The 14,325-nt window shown below is 73.0% G+C and carries 15 protein-coding genes; 14 read left to right on the plus strand and 1 reads right to left on the minus strand.

Annotated features, from left to right (window positions below; all coding sequences use genetic code 11):
* Positions 1–57: 57 nt before the first annotated feature.
* The 9 genes from ACIQLL_RS06270 (at position 58) to ACIQLL_RS06310 (ending at position 9,499) form a co-directional block, all read left to right on the plus strand.
* A complete protein-coding gene (locus ACIQLL_RS06270; RefSeq protein WP_402464419.1) occupies positions 58–1,407 on the plus strand; it encodes an extracellular solute-binding protein in 1,350 nt (449 codons plus the stop codon).
* A 91-nt stretch (positions 1,408–1,498) separates the two neighbouring features.
* Positions 1,499–2,440: a carbohydrate ABC transporter permease gene (locus ACIQLL_RS06275; RefSeq protein ID WP_402464421.1), complete on the plus strand. Its 942-nt coding sequence runs from the start codon at positions 1,499–1,501 to the stop codon at positions 2,438–2,440.
* Positions 2,437–3,336 (plus strand): carbohydrate ABC transporter permease, encoded by a 900-nt coding sequence (locus ACIQLL_RS06280; RefSeq protein WP_402464423.1) that lies wholly within the window; start codon positions 2,437–2,439, stop codon positions 3,334–3,336. Before ACIQLL_RS06275 ends, ACIQLL_RS06280 begins: the two co-directional genes overlap by 4 nt.
* 1 nt (position 3,337) lies before the next feature.
* A complete protein-coding gene (locus ACIQLL_RS06285; protein ID WP_402464425.1) occupies positions 3,338–4,336 on the plus strand; it encodes an ROK family protein in 999 nt (332 codons plus the stop codon).
* Positions 4,337–4,409: 73 nt separating this feature from the next.
* Positions 4,410–5,726, plus strand: a complete 1,317-nt coding sequence (locus ACIQLL_RS06290; RefSeq protein WP_402464427.1) for an extracellular solute-binding protein — start codon at positions 4,410–4,412, stop codon at positions 5,724–5,726.
* Positions 5,727–5,762: 36 nt separating this feature from the next.
* Complete coding sequence (gene nagB, locus ACIQLL_RS06295; RefSeq protein WP_402464428.1) at positions 5,763–6,545, plus strand: glucosamine-6-phosphate deaminase; 783 nt, start codon at positions 5,763–5,765, stop codon at positions 6,543–6,545.
* A gap of 38 nt (positions 6,546–6,583) precedes the next feature.
* Positions 6,584–6,916 carry a DUF3039 domain-containing protein gene (locus ACIQLL_RS06300; RefSeq protein WP_402464430.1) on the plus strand — a complete coding sequence of 111 codons (333 nt, stop codon included), beginning with the start codon at positions 6,584–6,586 and terminating at the stop codon, positions 6,914–6,916.
* Positions 6,913–8,772: a DEAD/DEAH box helicase gene (locus ACIQLL_RS06305; RefSeq protein ID WP_402464432.1), complete on the plus strand. Its 1,860-nt coding sequence runs from the start codon at positions 6,913–6,915 to the stop codon at positions 8,770–8,772. The genes ACIQLL_RS06300 and ACIQLL_RS06305 overlap by 4 nt, the downstream gene beginning before the upstream one ends.
* A 58-nt stretch (positions 8,773–8,830) precedes the next feature.
* Complete coding sequence (locus tag ACIQLL_RS06310; RefSeq protein WP_402464434.1) at positions 8,831–9,499, plus strand: helix-turn-helix domain-containing protein; 669 nt, start codon at positions 8,831–8,833, stop codon at positions 9,497–9,499.
* A gap of 15 nt (positions 9,500–9,514) precedes the next feature.
* On the opposite strand, the gene ACIQLL_RS06315 is transcribed toward ACIQLL_RS06310, so the two are convergent.
* Positions 9,515–10,960 carry a nicotinate phosphoribosyltransferase gene (locus tag ACIQLL_RS06315; protein WP_402464436.1) on the minus strand — a complete coding sequence of 482 codons (1,446 nt, stop codon included), beginning with the start codon at positions 10,958–10,960 and terminating at the stop codon, positions 9,515–9,517.
* A gap of 92 nt (positions 10,961–11,052) precedes the next feature.
* Here ACIQLL_RS06315 and clpS point away from each other — a divergent pair, with 92 nt between their 5' ends.
* From clpS to ACIQLL_RS06340, 5 genes are all read left to right on the plus strand, one after another.
* Positions 11,053–11,373 (plus strand): ATP-dependent Clp protease adapter ClpS, encoded by a 321-nt coding sequence (clpS, locus tag ACIQLL_RS06320; RefSeq protein ID WP_402464438.1) that lies wholly within the window; start codon positions 11,053–11,055, stop codon positions 11,371–11,373.
* Positions 11,370–12,050, plus strand: coding sequence for a DUF2017 family protein (locus tag ACIQLL_RS06325; RefSeq protein WP_402464440.1), 681 nt, complete (start codon positions 11,370–11,372; stop codon positions 12,048–12,050). Before clpS ends, ACIQLL_RS06325 begins: the two co-directional genes overlap by 4 nt.
* Before the next feature lie 122 nt (positions 12,051–12,172).
* Positions 12,173–12,976, plus strand: a complete 804-nt coding sequence (gene murI, locus ACIQLL_RS06330) for a glutamate racemase (RefSeq protein WP_402464442.1) — start codon at positions 12,173–12,175, stop codon at positions 12,974–12,976.
* Entirely contained in the window at positions 12,973–13,782 is an 810-nt protein-coding gene (locus ACIQLL_RS06335) for an MBL fold metallo-hydrolase (RefSeq protein ID WP_402464444.1), read from the plus strand. Before murI ends, ACIQLL_RS06335 begins: the two co-directional genes overlap by 4 nt.
* The gene (locus ACIQLL_RS06340; protein WP_402464446.1) at positions 13,779–14,174 is read left to right on the plus strand and encodes a DUF3054 domain-containing protein; all 396 of its coding nucleotides are present in this window, start codon (positions 13,779–13,781) and stop codon (positions 14,172–14,174) included. Before ACIQLL_RS06335 ends, ACIQLL_RS06340 begins: the two co-directional genes overlap by 4 nt.
* Positions 14,175–14,325: the final 151 nt, after the last annotated feature.

Consider the following 14,325-nt stretch of genomic DNA (forward strand, 5'->3'; position numbering starts at 1 on the left):
CACCCGCCGGGCGGTCCTGGAACCGCCGCCCGGAAACCATCGAGAGGAAGTACCCCAGTGAAGAGGACACGACTCGTCGCCGCGACCGCGGTGTCGGCGATCACGATGGCGATGGCGCTGACCGCCTGCTCGTCGGACGACCCCGCCGCCGAGGGCAGCGACGACACCACGACGGAGGAGTCCGCCGAGGTCGAGCCCGCCGACATCACCCTGTGGGTCGCCGGCGGCGACACACCCGACGAGCTGCGCGACTACCTCGTCGACACCTTCGAGGCGGAGAACGAGGGCTCGACCCTCACGATCGAGGAGCAGGACTGGACCGACCTGGTCCCCAAGCTCACCACGGCGCTGCCCGACGCCGAGAACACCCCGGACGTCGTCGAGATCGGCAACACGCAGTCGCCGACCTTCACCAACGCCGGTGCGTTCCGCGAGATCTCGCCGGAGCTGTACGAGGAGCTCGGCGGGGACAACCTGCTGCAGTCCTTCGTCGAGGCCGGCTCCGTCGACGGCACCGTCTACGCGCTGCCCTACTACTTCGGGTCCCGGTACATGTTCTACCGTCCGGACGTCTGGAAGAAGGCCGGCGTCGAGGTCCCCGAGACCCTGCCGGAGTTCACGGACGCGGTCGCGCAGCTGAAGACCGACGACATGTCCGGGTTCGCGATGGGCGGCCAGGACTGGCGCAACGGCATCTCCTGGGTCTTCGCCAACGACGGCGAGCTCGCCGTCAAGGAGGGCGACGAGTGGACCTCCACCCTGTCGGACCCGAACACGGTCGCCGGCCTGGAGATGTGGCAGGAGGTCTACCAGACCTCGTCGAACCTGCCGTCCACCGAGAAGGACGTCGCGTACTGGGACTTCCTGAACGACGCCGAGAAGGGTGGCGCCCCCGAGGCCGCCACCATCATGGCGCCGGGCTGGGCCCGCTGGTCGATCGGTGACCTCGTCGAGAACGACGAGGGCGAGAAGGTCCGCGACGGCATGGTCGACGACTCGAAGTACGACATCTTCGCCCTGCCGGGCATGGACGGCGGCCTCGCCCCCGTCTTCGCCGGTGGCTCGAACATGGCCGTCTCGGCGCAGTCCCAGCACCCGGAGCTGGCCGAGAACCTGCTGCGCGTCATCTACTCGGACGAGTACCAGACGATGCTCGCCGAGAACGGGCTCGGCCCGGCCAACTCCGAGTTCACCTCGGTCATGGAGACGGACAAGTTCGGTGAGGTGACGGTCGCCACCGCCGCCGAGTCGAAGCTGACCCCGGCCGCCCCCGGCTGGGCCGCCGTCGAGGGCGCCCTCGTCTACGAGGAGCTCTTCCAGAAGATCGCCGACGGAGGTGACGTGGCCGCGCTCGCCGCCGAGTACGACGAGACGATCACGCCGATGCTCAACGGCCAGGCCGGCTGACGGTCCGCACCGTCAGCACGACCGACTGAACCGACGGGCGGGGTGGCCGCAAGCCACCCCGCCCGTCCCATGACCCGGGAAGGAGGACCGCATGACCACGACCACCGGCACGAGTGCAGGACCGACAGGCATCGCGATCCGTCGTCGGCGCAAGCCGGCCACCCCCTACGTCCTGCTCGTCCCCGCCGTGGTGGCCCTCCTCATCGGTCTCGGGTACCCCGTCTACTGGCAGGTCGTCACCTCGCTGCAGGAGTACGGCCTCATGCAGCAGTTCGGCGCACCGCCGACGTTCGTGGGCCTGGACAACTACGCCCGCATCTTCACCGACCCCGAGGTGTGGGCGGTCGTGGCCAAGTCCATCGCCTTCTGCCTCGTCAACGCCGTCCTCACCGTCGGCATCGGCCTCGGGCTCGCGGTGCTCATGCGCGCCGTGCACGGCTGGGTGCGCATCACGATGCAGATCACGCTGCTGCTGGCCTGGGCGACTCCGCTCGTGGCCGCCGTCACCGTCTTCCGGTGGCTGTTCGACTACCGCACCGGCGTCGTCAACTGGATCCTCGTCCAGGTGGGCGCCGACGGCATGGACGGCTACAGCTGGCTCAGCCACGTCTGGACGTTCTTCATGGTGGCGTCGTTCGTCGTGATCTGGATGTCCGTCCCGTTCGTCGCGATGTCGATCTACGCCGGGCTCACGCAGGTCTCCGAGGAGGTCCTCGAGGCCGCCCGGATCGACGGCGCCGGCCCGCGCCAGATCCTGTGGCTGATCATCATGCCGCTGGTGCGTCCGGTCATCGCCATCGTGCTGCTGCTGCAGATCATCTGGGACCTGCGGGTGTTCGCCCAGATCCGCCTGCTGCAGGACGCCGGTGCGCCGATCTCGGAGACGAACCTGCTCGGCAACTACATCTACGAGCTCGGCGTCGGCAGCCAGGACTTCGCCGGTGCCGCCGCGGTCTCGCTGTTCGTCCTGGTGCTCACCATGGTGCTCGCCGGGCCGTACGTGCGCTATCTCATGAAGGAGGACGCGGCATGAGCGCCGTCCTGACTCCCGCCGCCACCGCGGCTCCGGCGGACCGGACGCCCCTGCGGCGCCGGAGGATCCGGCCGGGCAAGGTCCTGCTCAGCGCGCTCGGCCTCGTGCTGGCCGCCGTCTGGGTCTTCCCCGTGTACTGGATGATGCTCTCGGCCGTGACGCCGGACGCGATCCTCGGCGGGTCCACCCCGCACTTCCTGCCGGTGAACTTCACGATGACCAACCTGTCCTCGGTGGTGACCGACTCCGGGTTCCTCAACGCCCTGGGCATGAGCCTCGCGGTCACGTGTCTCACCATCGTGCTGGTCCTCGCGTTCGCGTTCCTCGCCGCGCTGGCCATCAGCCGCTGGCGCTTCCGCGGCCGCACCGGCTTCATCCTGGCCGTGCTGTTCATCCAGATGCTCCCGGCCGAGGGTCTGTTCATCGCCCAGTACAAGATGATGTCCAGCCTGGGCCTCCTGAACCAGGTCATCGGCATCTCCGTGCTCTACGTCGCGATGCTCGTGCCGTTCACGGTCTGGATGCTGCGAGGGTTCGTCGCCGGGGTGCCGATCGAGCTGGAGGAGGCCGCGATGGTCGACGGCCTCTCCCGTCCCAAGGCCTTCCTGCGGATCACGTTCCCGCTGCTCGCACCGGGTCTCATCGCCTCGGGCGTGTACGCGTTCCTGCAGGCGTGGAACGAGTTCACCACCGCCCTGGTGATCCTGCCCGCGGAGTCCGCCCAGACCCTGCCGATCTGGTTGCGCAGCTTCCTGTCGGCGTCGGCCAACCGCGGCATCAACTGGGCCGAGGTGATGGCCGCCTCGACGCTCATCGCCGTCCCGGTGATCATCTTCTTCCTGTTCGTGCAGGGGCGGATGACGTCGGGTCTGGTCTCGGGAGCGGTGAAGGGCTGACGTGAGCACCATCGCAGAGGCGACGCCGGCGGCGTCGCCCGGCCCCAGCGTGGGCCTGGACATCGGGGGCACCAAGACCCTGGCCGTGCTGCTCGACGGCGACGGCGAGGTCCGCGCCCAGGCGCGACTCGCCACCCGCAAGGGCCCGCACGGCGTCGTCGACGGCGCCGCGCAGGCCGTGGAGGGCGTCGCCCGGCAGGCCGGCGTGCCGCTGGAGGAGATCACCGGCGTGGGCGTGGGCGTGCCGGGACTGGTGGCCTCGTCCGCCGGCACGGTGCGGCACGCGGTCAACCTCGACCTCGACGGCGACCCCCTCGAGCTGGCGACCCTGCTGTCGGCGCGGCTCGGCGGCGTGGGCGTGGGCGTCGAGAACGACCTCAACGTGGCCGCGGTCGGCGCCGCCCACCTGGTCGAGGCGGCCGAGCCCGACGAGCGGCCCACCGACCTCGCCTTCCTGGCCCTCGGCACCGGCCTGGCCGCCGGCATCGTGCTGGACGGTCGCCTGCGGCGGGGGAGCTCGGGGGCCGCGGGGGAGATCGGGCACGTGCCCGTGGACCCGCTCGGTCCGCCGTGCGCCTGCGGGCAGCGCGGGTGCCTGGAGCTGTACGCCTCCGGGTCCGCCGTGAACGCCCTGTGGCCGACCGTCACCGGCCGGCCCGCCCCGGTCGAGCTGTTCGAGGCGGCCGCGGCCGGCGACCCCGAGGCGGTCGCGGCCCGGGACACCTACGCCCGTGCGGTCGCCGCCGCGGTGCGGTTGCTCGTGCTGACGGTCGACGTGCGTCACGTCGTCCTCGGCGGCGGGGTCTCCCAGCTCGGGCAGCCGCTGCTCGACGCCGTCCGCGACGCCCTGACCGACGAGTCGGCGGCCTCCGGGTTCCTGCGCTCGCTCGACCTGCCCGGACGGGTCCGGCTCGCCCCCGGCCGGGTACCGGTGGGCGCGGTCGGCGCCGCCGTCGTCGGGCGCGGGCACGCCCGGCGCGTCCGCGACCTGACCGCCTGACGCACCCCGATCGACCCCTCGGCGTCGTCGCCACCCCGGACGCCGCCGGACCGACCGAGAGGATTCCCACCCCGTGAACCCCCGACGGACCGCCGCCGCGCTCGCCGCCACCCTGGTGATCGCGCCGGCCCTGACCGCCTGCGGACCCGACGAGGTCGTGCCCGAGCAGTCGGACGACATCGTGCTCTGGCTGGTCGGCACCGACACCGGTGACGACCTGCGCGAGTACCTCCTGCAGACCTTCTCCGAGCGCAACCCCGGTGCCACGCTGACCATCGAGCAGAAGGAGTGGGGCACGCTCGTCGACGACCTCGACGAGGCGCTGGTCGACCCGGCGCTGACCCCCGACGTCGTCGAGATCGGCAACACCCAGGCGCCGACCTTCACCAACGCCGGCGACTTCCGGGCGATCTCGCCCGAGCTGTACGCCGAGCTGGGCGGCGAGGACCTGCTGCAGTCCTTCGTCGAGGCCGGGTCCGTGGACGACACGGTGTACGCGCTGCCCTACTACTTCGGGTCCCGCTACGTGTTCTACCGCAAGGACGTCTGGGACGAGGCGGGCGTCGAGGTGCCCCGCACGCTGGACGAGTTCGGCGAGGCCGTCAAGACGCTGCACTCGGAGCGGATGGCCGGCATCGCGATGGGCGGCCAGGACTGGCGCAACGGCATCTCCTGGGTGTTCGCCCACGGCGGCGAGCTCGCCGTCAAGGAGGACGGGACCTGGGTCTCCACGCTGTCCGACCCCCGCACCATCGAGGGGCTGGAGGCGTGGCAGGACGTCTTCGTCAACGCCACCTACCTGCCGGTGACCGAGGCCGACGTCGCCTACTGGGACTTCATCAACGACGGCGTCGAGTCCGACCGCCCCGCGGCGGCCACCATGATGGCTCCGTCCTGGGCCCGCTGGTCGATCGGCGACATGACCGAGAACGACGAGGGCGTCGAGGTGCGCGACGGCATGGCGGACTCGAGCCGGTTCGACATCTTCGCCCTGCCCGGGGTCGACGGCGGGGTGGCCCCGGTGTTCGCCGGGGGCTCGAACATGGCGGTCTCGGCGCTCACGCGCAACGTCGGCCTGTCCGAGGACCTGCTGCGCATCGTCTACTCCGACGAGTACCAGACGATGCTCGCCGAGTCGGGCCTCGGTCCGGCCAACACGACGTTCACCGACCTGATGACAGGGGACAAGTTCGGGCGCACGCTGGTGGCGACGGCCGAGGCGTCCCAGCTGACGCCGGCCGCCCCGGGGTGGGCCGAGATCGAGTCGCGCAAGATCTACGAGGACCTCTTCAAGGAGATCGCGCGCGGCGGCAGCGTGCCGGCCGTGGCCCAGAAGTACGACGCGATCATCACGCCGCTGCTCGACGGCGACGTGGACACCGAGGACTGACCGCGCCGCGGCGCGCCGACGAGAAGGGAGACCTCCGTGGAGGTCGTCATCGCTCCCGCCGAGGAGCTGGCGGTGCTGGCCGCCGACGCGATCGAGGCGCTGCTGCAGCAGCGACCGGAGTCGGTGCTCGGGCTGGCCACCGGCTCGAGCCCGCTGAAGGTGTACGACGAGCTGGCCCGCCGCCACGAGCAGGACGGGCTCTCGTTCGCCCGCGCCACCGGGTTCATGCTCGACGAGTACGTCGGGCTGGCGGCCGACCACCCCGAGCGGTACCGCAACGTCATCGCCACCGAGATCGCCGACCGGGTCGCCTGGCCCGCCGAGCGCGTCCAGGGCCCCGACGGCCTGGCCGCCGACCTGCCCGCGGCGTGCGCGGCCTACGAGGACGCGATCGCCGCGGCAGGCGGGGTGGACCTGCAGATCCTCGGGATCGGCACCGACGGGCACATCGCCTTCAACGAGCCCGGCTCGTCGCTGGCCTCGCGGACCCGGATCAAGACCCTGACCAAGCAGACCCGCGAGGACAACGCCCGGTTCTTCGACGGCGACGTGGACAAGGTGCCCACCCACTGCCTGACCCAGGGCCTGGGCACCATCATGGAGGCCCGTCACCTGGTGCTGCTGGCCACCGGCCGGCACAAGGCCGAGGCGGTCCACCAGCTCGTCGAGGGACCCGTCTCGGCCCTGTGGCCCGCCACCGTGATGCAGCTGCACCCCCACGCCACCGTCCTGGTCGACGAGGCCGCGGCCTCCCGCCTGCAGCTCGCCGACTACTACCGCCAGACCTACTCCTCCAAGCCCGACTGGCAGGGCCTGTAGACGGCGGGTGTCGGTGGCCGCCCCGTAGGATGGAGCCCATGAGCGAGCCCCTCTCCACCCCTCCCTCGGAGCCTGGCGCGGCACCCTCGCGCGACACCGGCGCGGGTACCGGCGTCCTGGAGCGCCCCGACACCCGCGAGCAGGCGGCTGAACCGGGTGACCACGAGCGCTTCGCGCACTACGTGCGCAAGGAGAAGATCATGCAGTCGGCGATGTCCGGCAAGCCCGTGATCGCGCTCTGCGGCAAGGTCTGGGTGCCGGGCCGCGACCCGTCGAAGTTCCCGGTCTGCCCGGTCTGCAAGGAGATCTACGACGGACTGCGGGAGCCGCAGGACGGCGACTCCGGCGACGGCGGCGAATCCGGCACGTGAGCGCGGCGCCGATCCCCGAGTCCGAGTCCCTCGACCTCTTCGAAGCATCCGCCGAGCCGGTCAAGCCGCTGCCGCAGTCACCGTCGGTCTCGGCGGCCTCCCAGCTCAGCCCGGCCTTCCCCCGGCGTGCGCCGTGGGGGACGGCGTCGAACCTGCGTGCCTGGCAGGCCGAGGCGCTGGAGCTCTACCACTCCCGGTCGCCACGGGACTTCCTGGCCGTCGCGACGCCCGGTGCCGGCAAGACGACCTTCGCGCTGCGCGTGGCCACCGAGCTGCTGGACGCCGGGGTGGTCCGCCGGGTGACCGTCGTCGCGCCCACGGAGCACCTCAAGCACCAGTGGGCCGACGCCGCCGCGCGCGTCGGCATCCGCATCGACCCGTCGTTCAAGAACGCCCAGGGCAAGCACGGCGCGCACTACGACGGTGTCGCGCTCACGTACGCCCAGGTGGCGGCGAAGCCCGCGCTGCACCGGGCACGGACCCAGGCCGCCCGGACGCTCGTCATCCTGGACGAGGTGCACCACGGCGGGGACGCCCTGAGCTGGGGCGACGCCGTGCGGGACGCCTTCGAGGACGCCACCCGGCGCCTGGCCCTGACCGGTACGCCGTTCCGCTCGGACACCGCCTCGATCCCGTTCGTCACCTACGAGCCGGACGCCGAGGGCATCCGGCGCTCGAAGGCGGACTACAGCTACGGGTACGGCGACGCGCTGCGCGACCACGTCGTGCGTCCGGTGCTGTTCATGACCTACTCGGGGGAGATGCGCTGGCGCACGCGCGCCGGTGACGAGGTCAGCGCTCGTCTCGGCGAGGACATGACCAAGGACATGCACGCCCAGGCCTGGCGCACCGCGCTGGACCCGAACGGCGAGTGGATCCCCTCCGTGCTGGCGGCGGCGGACAAGCGGCTCACCGAGGTCCGCCGCGCCGTGCCCGACGCCGGCGGCCTGGTCATCGCCTCCGACCAGACCGACGCCCGCGCCTACGCCGGGCATCTGGCGCGCGTCACCGGGCAGAGCCCCACCGTCGTCCTGAGCGACGACGACGGCGCGAGCGCCCGCATCGACGAGTTCGCGGCCGGCAGCCAGCGCTGGATGGTGGCCGTCCGGATGGTCTCCGAGGGTGTCGACGTGCCGCGGCTGGCCGTCGGCGTGTACGCCACGAGCACCTCCACCCCGTTGTTCTTCGCCCAGGCGGTGGGCCGGTTCGTGCGCGCCCGCAAGCGGGGCGAGACGGCGTCGATCTTCGTGCCGAGCGTGCCACTGCTCCTGGGGCTGGCCAACGAGCTGGAGGCGGAGCGGGACCATGCGCTCGACCGGCCGCGGACCGCCGAGGAGCAGGGGATCGAGTACGACCCCGAGGCGGCGCTCCTCGCGGCGGCCAACCGTGAGGAGAAGGCGTCGGGCGAGCTGACCGGGTCCTTCGAGGCGTTGGACGCCCAGGCGTCGTTCGACCGCGTCCTGTTCGACGGCGGCGAGTTCGGCACGGGCGGGGACATCGGCTCCGAGGCCGAGCAGGACTTCCTCGGCATCCCCGGGCTCCTGGACGCCGACCAGGTGACCACGCTGCTGCGGCAGCGTCAGGCCGCGCAGGCGAGCGGCCGGTCCGGCGGCGGGGCCACGGCGAGCGAGCAGGCGCTGGAGGCCTCCGAGCAGGAGCACCGCCGTGCTGCTGCGCTGCGCAAGGAGCTGTCGAAGCTGGTCTCGGCGTGGGCGCGCAAGGCCGGGCGGCCGCACGGCGCCGTGCACACCGAGCTGCGACGCCGGTGCGGCGGGCCCGAGGTGCCGCTCGCCACGGCCGAGCAGCTCACCGCACGCGTGGAGATGGTGCGCGGCTGGTTCGTCGGCAAGCGCTGAGCGGTGCCCTGCCGCGGCGTGCCACCTAGGATGTCGGCACCGACGTGGGAGGAGACCCGTGGACCGAGGATCGCTGCCTGACCAGATCGGCCCGCGGCTGCGCAGGCTGCGGACGACGACGGGCCGGTCGCTCGGGTCGGTGGCCAAGGAGATGGGCATCTCCTCGAGCGCGCTGTCCCAGATGGAGACGGGCGTGATGAAGCCGTCGGTGAACCGGCTGGTGGAGTTCGTCGGCGTCCTGGGCCTGCCCGTGTCGGCGATCTTCGACGACCACGGCTTCTTCGTCCCGACGATCGACGAGGACGCGTCCGCGGTGGCCGAGCCCGTGCCCGGGGTGCTGGTCACGCACGCCGCCGACTCCGAGCCCGCGCAGCTGAGCCAGGGAGTCACGTACCGGCGGCTGTCGCCGGCGCCGCTGCCCGGCGTGGACTGGTTCGAGTCGACCTACCCGCCCGGCTCGTCGTCGAGCATCGACGGCGCCATGCTCGTCCACGCGGGCTACGAGAGCGGGTACGTGATCCGCGGCGAGCTCACCTTCGAGTTCTCCGAGGGCCCGGTCCGCCTCGGCGCCGGCAGCTCGTTGTCGTTCCGGGCGACGCGGCCGCACCGCGTCCTCAACGACACCGACGACGTCGCGGTCGCGGCGTGGCTCACGCTCACGGACGCTCCGGCGTCGGGCGACGCGCCGTCGGGCGACGCGCCGTCGGGCGACGCGCCGTCGACCTGAGGTCGCCGGAGGGCTTCACCCGAGGGTGAGCTCGACCGTGGGGATCGCCGGGTCGCCGGACGACAGCCGCCGGGCTCCCCGCGGCAGCTCGCCCCGGGAGGTGCGGTGCCGCTCGGCGGCGTTGGCGACCCCGTAGGCGCCGACCCAGCGGGAGTCGACGGCGCCGTCGGTGACGAGCGGGACGTGCAGCGAGCGCAGCCTGCCGTCCCCGGCGCCGTCGTCCCCCTCGGGTTCCCACGCCAGGACGTCCTCGTCGGGTCCGGTGGCGAGCACCTCCTCGACGGCGCGCCCGTCGGCGTCGAGCCGGCGCGCCGCCGCCTTGCGCCCGCCCCTGCTCGACTTGCGGGTCGAGGCCTTCGCCACCGGTTGCATGACGCCGTCGGCGTCGGAGCGCGCCACCAGCTTGTAGACCATGCCGCAGGTCGGGGCTCCGGATCCGGTCACGACGGAGGTGCCGACGCCGTAGACGTCGACGGGCGCGGCCGCGAGCCCGGCGATGGCGTACTCGTCGAGGTCGGAGCTGACGACGATGCGGGTGCCGGTCGCGCCGAGGTCGTCGAGCTGGGCGCGCACCTCCACGGCCAGCGCCCCCAGGTCGCCCGAGTCCAGCCGGACGGCGCCGAGCCCGGTGCCGGCGGCCCGGACGGCGCGTTCGACGCCGCGGCGGACGTCGTAGGTGTCCACCAGCAGCGTGGTGCCGGGGCCGTGCGCGGCGACCTGGGAGGCGAAGGCCGCCTCCTCGTCGTCGTGCAGCAGCATGAAGGAGTGCGCGGCCGTGCCGATGGTGTCCAGGCCGTAGCGGAAGCCGGCCTCCAGGTTGCTGGTCCCGGCGAACCCGGCCACGGCGGCCGCCCGGGCCGCGGCGACCCCCGCCTGCTCGTGGGCGCGGCGGGCACCCATCTCCAGGCACGGACGGTCGACGGCGGCGCTCGTCATCCGCGAGGCGGCCGACGCGACCGCGGAGTCGTGGTTGAGGATGGACAGCACGAGCGTCTCGAGGAGCACGGCCTCGGCGAACGTGCCCTCCACCTGCAGCACCGGGGAGCCGGGGAAGAAGGTCTCGCCCTCGGCGTACCCGGTGACCGTGCCGGTGAACCGGTAGCCGCGCAGGAAGTCGAGCGTGACGTCGTCGACGACGCCGTGCTGCGCGAGGAACGCGAGCTCGGTGTCGCCGAACCGGAAGGCGGGCAGCGCCTCCAGCACCCGGCCCGTCCCGGCCAGCACGCCGTAGCGGCGCCCCGGCGGGAGCCGCCGGGTGAAGACCTCGAAGACGCAGTGGCGGTGGGCGGTGCCGTCGGCCAGCGCCGCCTGCAGCATCGTCAGCTCGTAGCGGTCGGTCAGCAGCGACAGCGACGGGCGCAGCGTGGGCAACGGGGCCGCGGGCAGGGAGTGCGGTGCGGTCAGCAGGTGGGCTGCCGTCGGGTTCGACGGAGCGCCGTCGCTCCGGTGCTCGGCGGTCATGACCCTACGGTAGGGCTCCGGGGTCGACCGGGCGAGTCCCGCCGTGCTGTGCGACGCTGCCCGATCCGTGACCCTGCACCTAGGCTGGTGCCGTGGCGACCACGAGCTCGGCGACCCAGGAGGACACCCGGACGCAGGAGGTGTCCCGGCTCGCCGACCCCTGGATCACGATCGTCTGGAACGACCCGGTCAACCTCATGAGCTATGTCTCCTACGTCTTCGAGAGCTACTTCGGCTACTCCGCGTCGAAGGCCCGCAAGCTCATGCTGCAGGTGCACCACGACGGTCGGGCGGTGGTCTCCACCGGCCCGCGGGAGCGGATGGAGGTCGACGTGCAGGCCATGCACGGGTTCGGGCTGTGGGCGACGCTGCAGCGCGCGGACGAGCCGGGTGGGGCGGGGGAGGCGTCATGACGCCCTTCCGTGCGACACCCGCCGGATTCGTGGCGACGTGGGAGCCGGTGGAACGGGAGGTCCTGGCCCGGGTGGCCCGGGACGTCGCCGGCCTGCTGCGCGCCGACTCCGGCCTGCCGGACGACGCGACGGAGGCCGACGTCGCGTTCACCGGGGTGGCCCGCGTCCCGCGCGACCCGGCGGTGCAGCGGCTGCTGCCCGACGCGCACCGCGAGGACGCCGACGTCGCCGCCGAGTTCCGGCACCTGACCCAGACGGACCTCGCCGCGGGCAAGGTGGGGCGGCTCGAGGCGTTCGCCGACGCCGTGGACCCCGCCGACGCCGACGTGCTGCCCGCCGACCCGGAGGGCGAGGGACAGGTGCTGGTGCCCCGCGACGGCGCGCAGGACTTCGCCGGTGCGCTGACCGACGTGCGGCTCGTGCTCGGTGAGCGGCTCGGTCTGGACGACGACGCCGACGTCGAGCTGCTGCACCACCACGTGCTGGCCGGCGTGGTGCCCGACGACGGGTCGGACGGCGGCGCTGCCGGCGCGGACGACGGCACGGGCGGTGCGCAGGACGCCCTGGACGCCGAGCAGCGCTTCTACTGGGGCGGCGTGTTCGTCGCCGCCGGGTTCGCCCAGGAGTCCCTCATGGACGAGATGCTCGCCGAGCTGCGCGCGCGCCGCACCGACTGAACCGGCGCCTGCGCCACGGGACGGCACCAGCGGGCACGGCGGCGTGCGTTGTGGCGCTCACCACGCGTGTCGCCGATCACCGCACCCGGTGGCGAGGGCCTCGCGCCGCTAGGCTGCCAGCCGTGAACGACGCCCCCATCGGGATCTTCGACAGCGGGGTGGGCGGTCTGACGGTCGCCCGCTCGGTGCTCGACCAGCTCCCGCACGAGCAGCTGCACTACATCGGCGACACGGCGAACAGCCCGTACGGGCCCAAGCCGCTCGCCGCCGTCCGCGCGATGGCGTTGTCGGTCATGGACCAGCTCGTCGACGACGGCGTCAAGATGCTGGTCATCGCCTGCAACTCCGCCTCGGCGGTGGCGCTGCGGGACGCCCGCGAGCGGTACACCGTGCGCCGCGGCATCCCCGTGGTCGAGGTGATCCTGCCGGCCGCGCGCCGCGCCGTCGTCGCCTCCCGCTCGGGTCGGATCGGCGTCATCGGGACGAAGGCGACGGTGGACTCCCTGGCCTACGACGACGCGTTCGCCGTGACGCCCGGCCTGCAGCTCACGAGCCAGGCGTGCCCGGAGTTCGTCCGGCTCGTGGAGGAGGGCACGACGTCGGGCCCCGAGGCCCTCGACATCGCCGCGGAATACCTCGCCCCCGTGCGGGCCGCCGGCGTCGACACCCTGGTGCTGGGCTGCACGCACTACCCGTTGCTGACGGGCCCGATCTCCTACGTCATGGGGCAGGACGTCACGCTGGTGTCCTCGGCGGAGGAGACGGCGAACGACGTGTACCGCAAGCTCGTGGAGCACGACCTGGAACGGCCGCCGGACGCCCCTGCGCCCGTGCACCGGTTCGCCACGACGGGGCGCCCGGAGCAGTTCGAGCAGCTCGCCCGGCGGTTCCTGGGGCCCGAGGTCAACCTGGTGGAGGCGGCATGAGGCTGACGACCGTCGGCGTCGCCGGCTCGCTGCCCGGGCCGGACTCACCCGCCTCCTGCTACCTCGTGCAGGCCCACGACGGGGAGCGGGACTGGCACGTGGTGCTCGACCTCGGCTCCGGAGCGCTCGGGCCCCTGCAACGGCACGTCGACCCCCTCGACCTCGACGCGGTCGCGCTGTCCCACCTGCACCCCGACCACTGCGCGGACCTGACGGGCCTGTACGTCTACCTGCGCTACCACCCCGAGCGCGGGTCGCACCGCACCGGCGTCGCCCGGCAGCTGCCGGTGCACGGCCCGTCGACCACGCGGGAGCGCGCCGCGGCGATGTACGGGCTGGAGCCGGACGAGACGATGGACGCCGAGTACGCGTTCCGCACGTGGCGGCCCGACGGGCCGGCGGTGCAGGTCGGCCCGCTGACCCTGGAGCCCTTCGCGGTGAACCACCCGGTCGAGGCCTACGGCGTCCGGGTGACCGGCCCGTCGACGCAGCGACCGGGCGAGAGCGCGACGCTGGTCTTCTCCGGGGACACCGACGCGTGCGAGACGCTCGTCGAGGCCTCCCGCGGCGTCGACCTGCTGCTGTGCGAGGCGGCGTTCCTGGAGGGTCGGGACGACGAGGTCGCGCCCGGGATCCACCTGACGGGTCGGCGGGCAGGTCGCCTGGCTGCGCAGGCCGGGGCGGCCCGGCTGGTGCTCACGCACCTGACGGCGTGGACGGATCCGCAGGACACGCTGGCCGAGGCGCGTGCCGAGTACGACGGACCGGCCGAGGTGGCCGTCGCGGGCGGGACGTACACGCTGTGACCGCGGCCCGCTCGCTCGTCCGTGCGCCCGTGTGGCCGGCCGTCGTGTGCGACCTGGTCTGCGTCCTGGCGTTCACGCTCGTCGGCACGGCCAGTCACGAGTCCGGCGGGTCGCCGGGCCACGTGCTGGCCGTCGCCGCGCCGTTCGTCGTCGGACTCGCGGTGGGCTGGCTCGCGGCCCGGGCCTGGCGTGCGCCCGCGCAGGCGTGGCCGACGGGGGTGGCGGTGTGGTTCGCCACCGTCGCACTCGGTCTCCTGCTGCGACCCCTGCTGGGCGGTGGCCTCGCCTGGTCCTTCGCGCTGGTGACGGCCGTGTTCCTCGGCGCCACGATGCTCGGGTGGCGGCTGCTCGCGGCCGTGGCCCGGCGCCGCGTCGCGCCGCCGTCCGCCTGAGCACCCTGCCGACGGCGCCACCCGCCGAGCGAACCCGCTGTCGAGCGAACCTCGGCGGCCCGGCCGCCCGACGGTTGTGGGTATGAAATCGACGGGTCCGGACGTCGTCCGGGCCGTCGATTTCATACCCACAACCGTGGGGTGGGGTGGG

Origin of the sequence: Isoptericola aurantiacus, from assembly GCF_044769875.1 — a bacterium.
GTDB lineage: Bacteria > Actinomycetota > Actinomycetes > Actinomycetales > Cellulomonadaceae > Isoptericola > Isoptericola aurantiacus.

Excerpts from the sequence above, each read along its gene's own strand:
- ACIQLL_RS06275 (WP_402464421.1), top strand. The coding sequence starts at position 1,499 with ATGACCACGACCACCGGCACGAGTGCAGGACCGACAGGCATCGCGATC.
- ACIQLL_RS06280 (WP_402464423.1), top strand. The coding sequence starts at position 2,437 with ATGAGCGCCGTCCTGACTCCCGCCGCCACCGCGGCTCCGGCGGACCGG.
- ACIQLL_RS06300 (WP_402464430.1), top strand. The coding sequence starts at position 6,584 with ATGAGCGAGCCCCTCTCCACCCCTCCCTCGGAGCCTGGCGCGGCACCC.
- ACIQLL_RS06315 (WP_402464436.1), bottom strand. The coding sequence starts at position 10,960 with ATGACCGCCGAGCACCGGAGCGACGGCGCTCCGTCGAACCCGACGGCA.
- ACIQLL_RS06325 (WP_402464440.1), top strand. The coding sequence starts at position 11,370 with ATGACGCCCTTCCGTGCGACACCCGCCGGATTCGTGGCGACGTGGGAG.
- ACIQLL_RS06335 (WP_402464444.1), top strand. The coding sequence starts at position 12,973 with ATGAGGCTGACGACCGTCGGCGTCGCCGGCTCGCTGCCCGGGCCGGAC.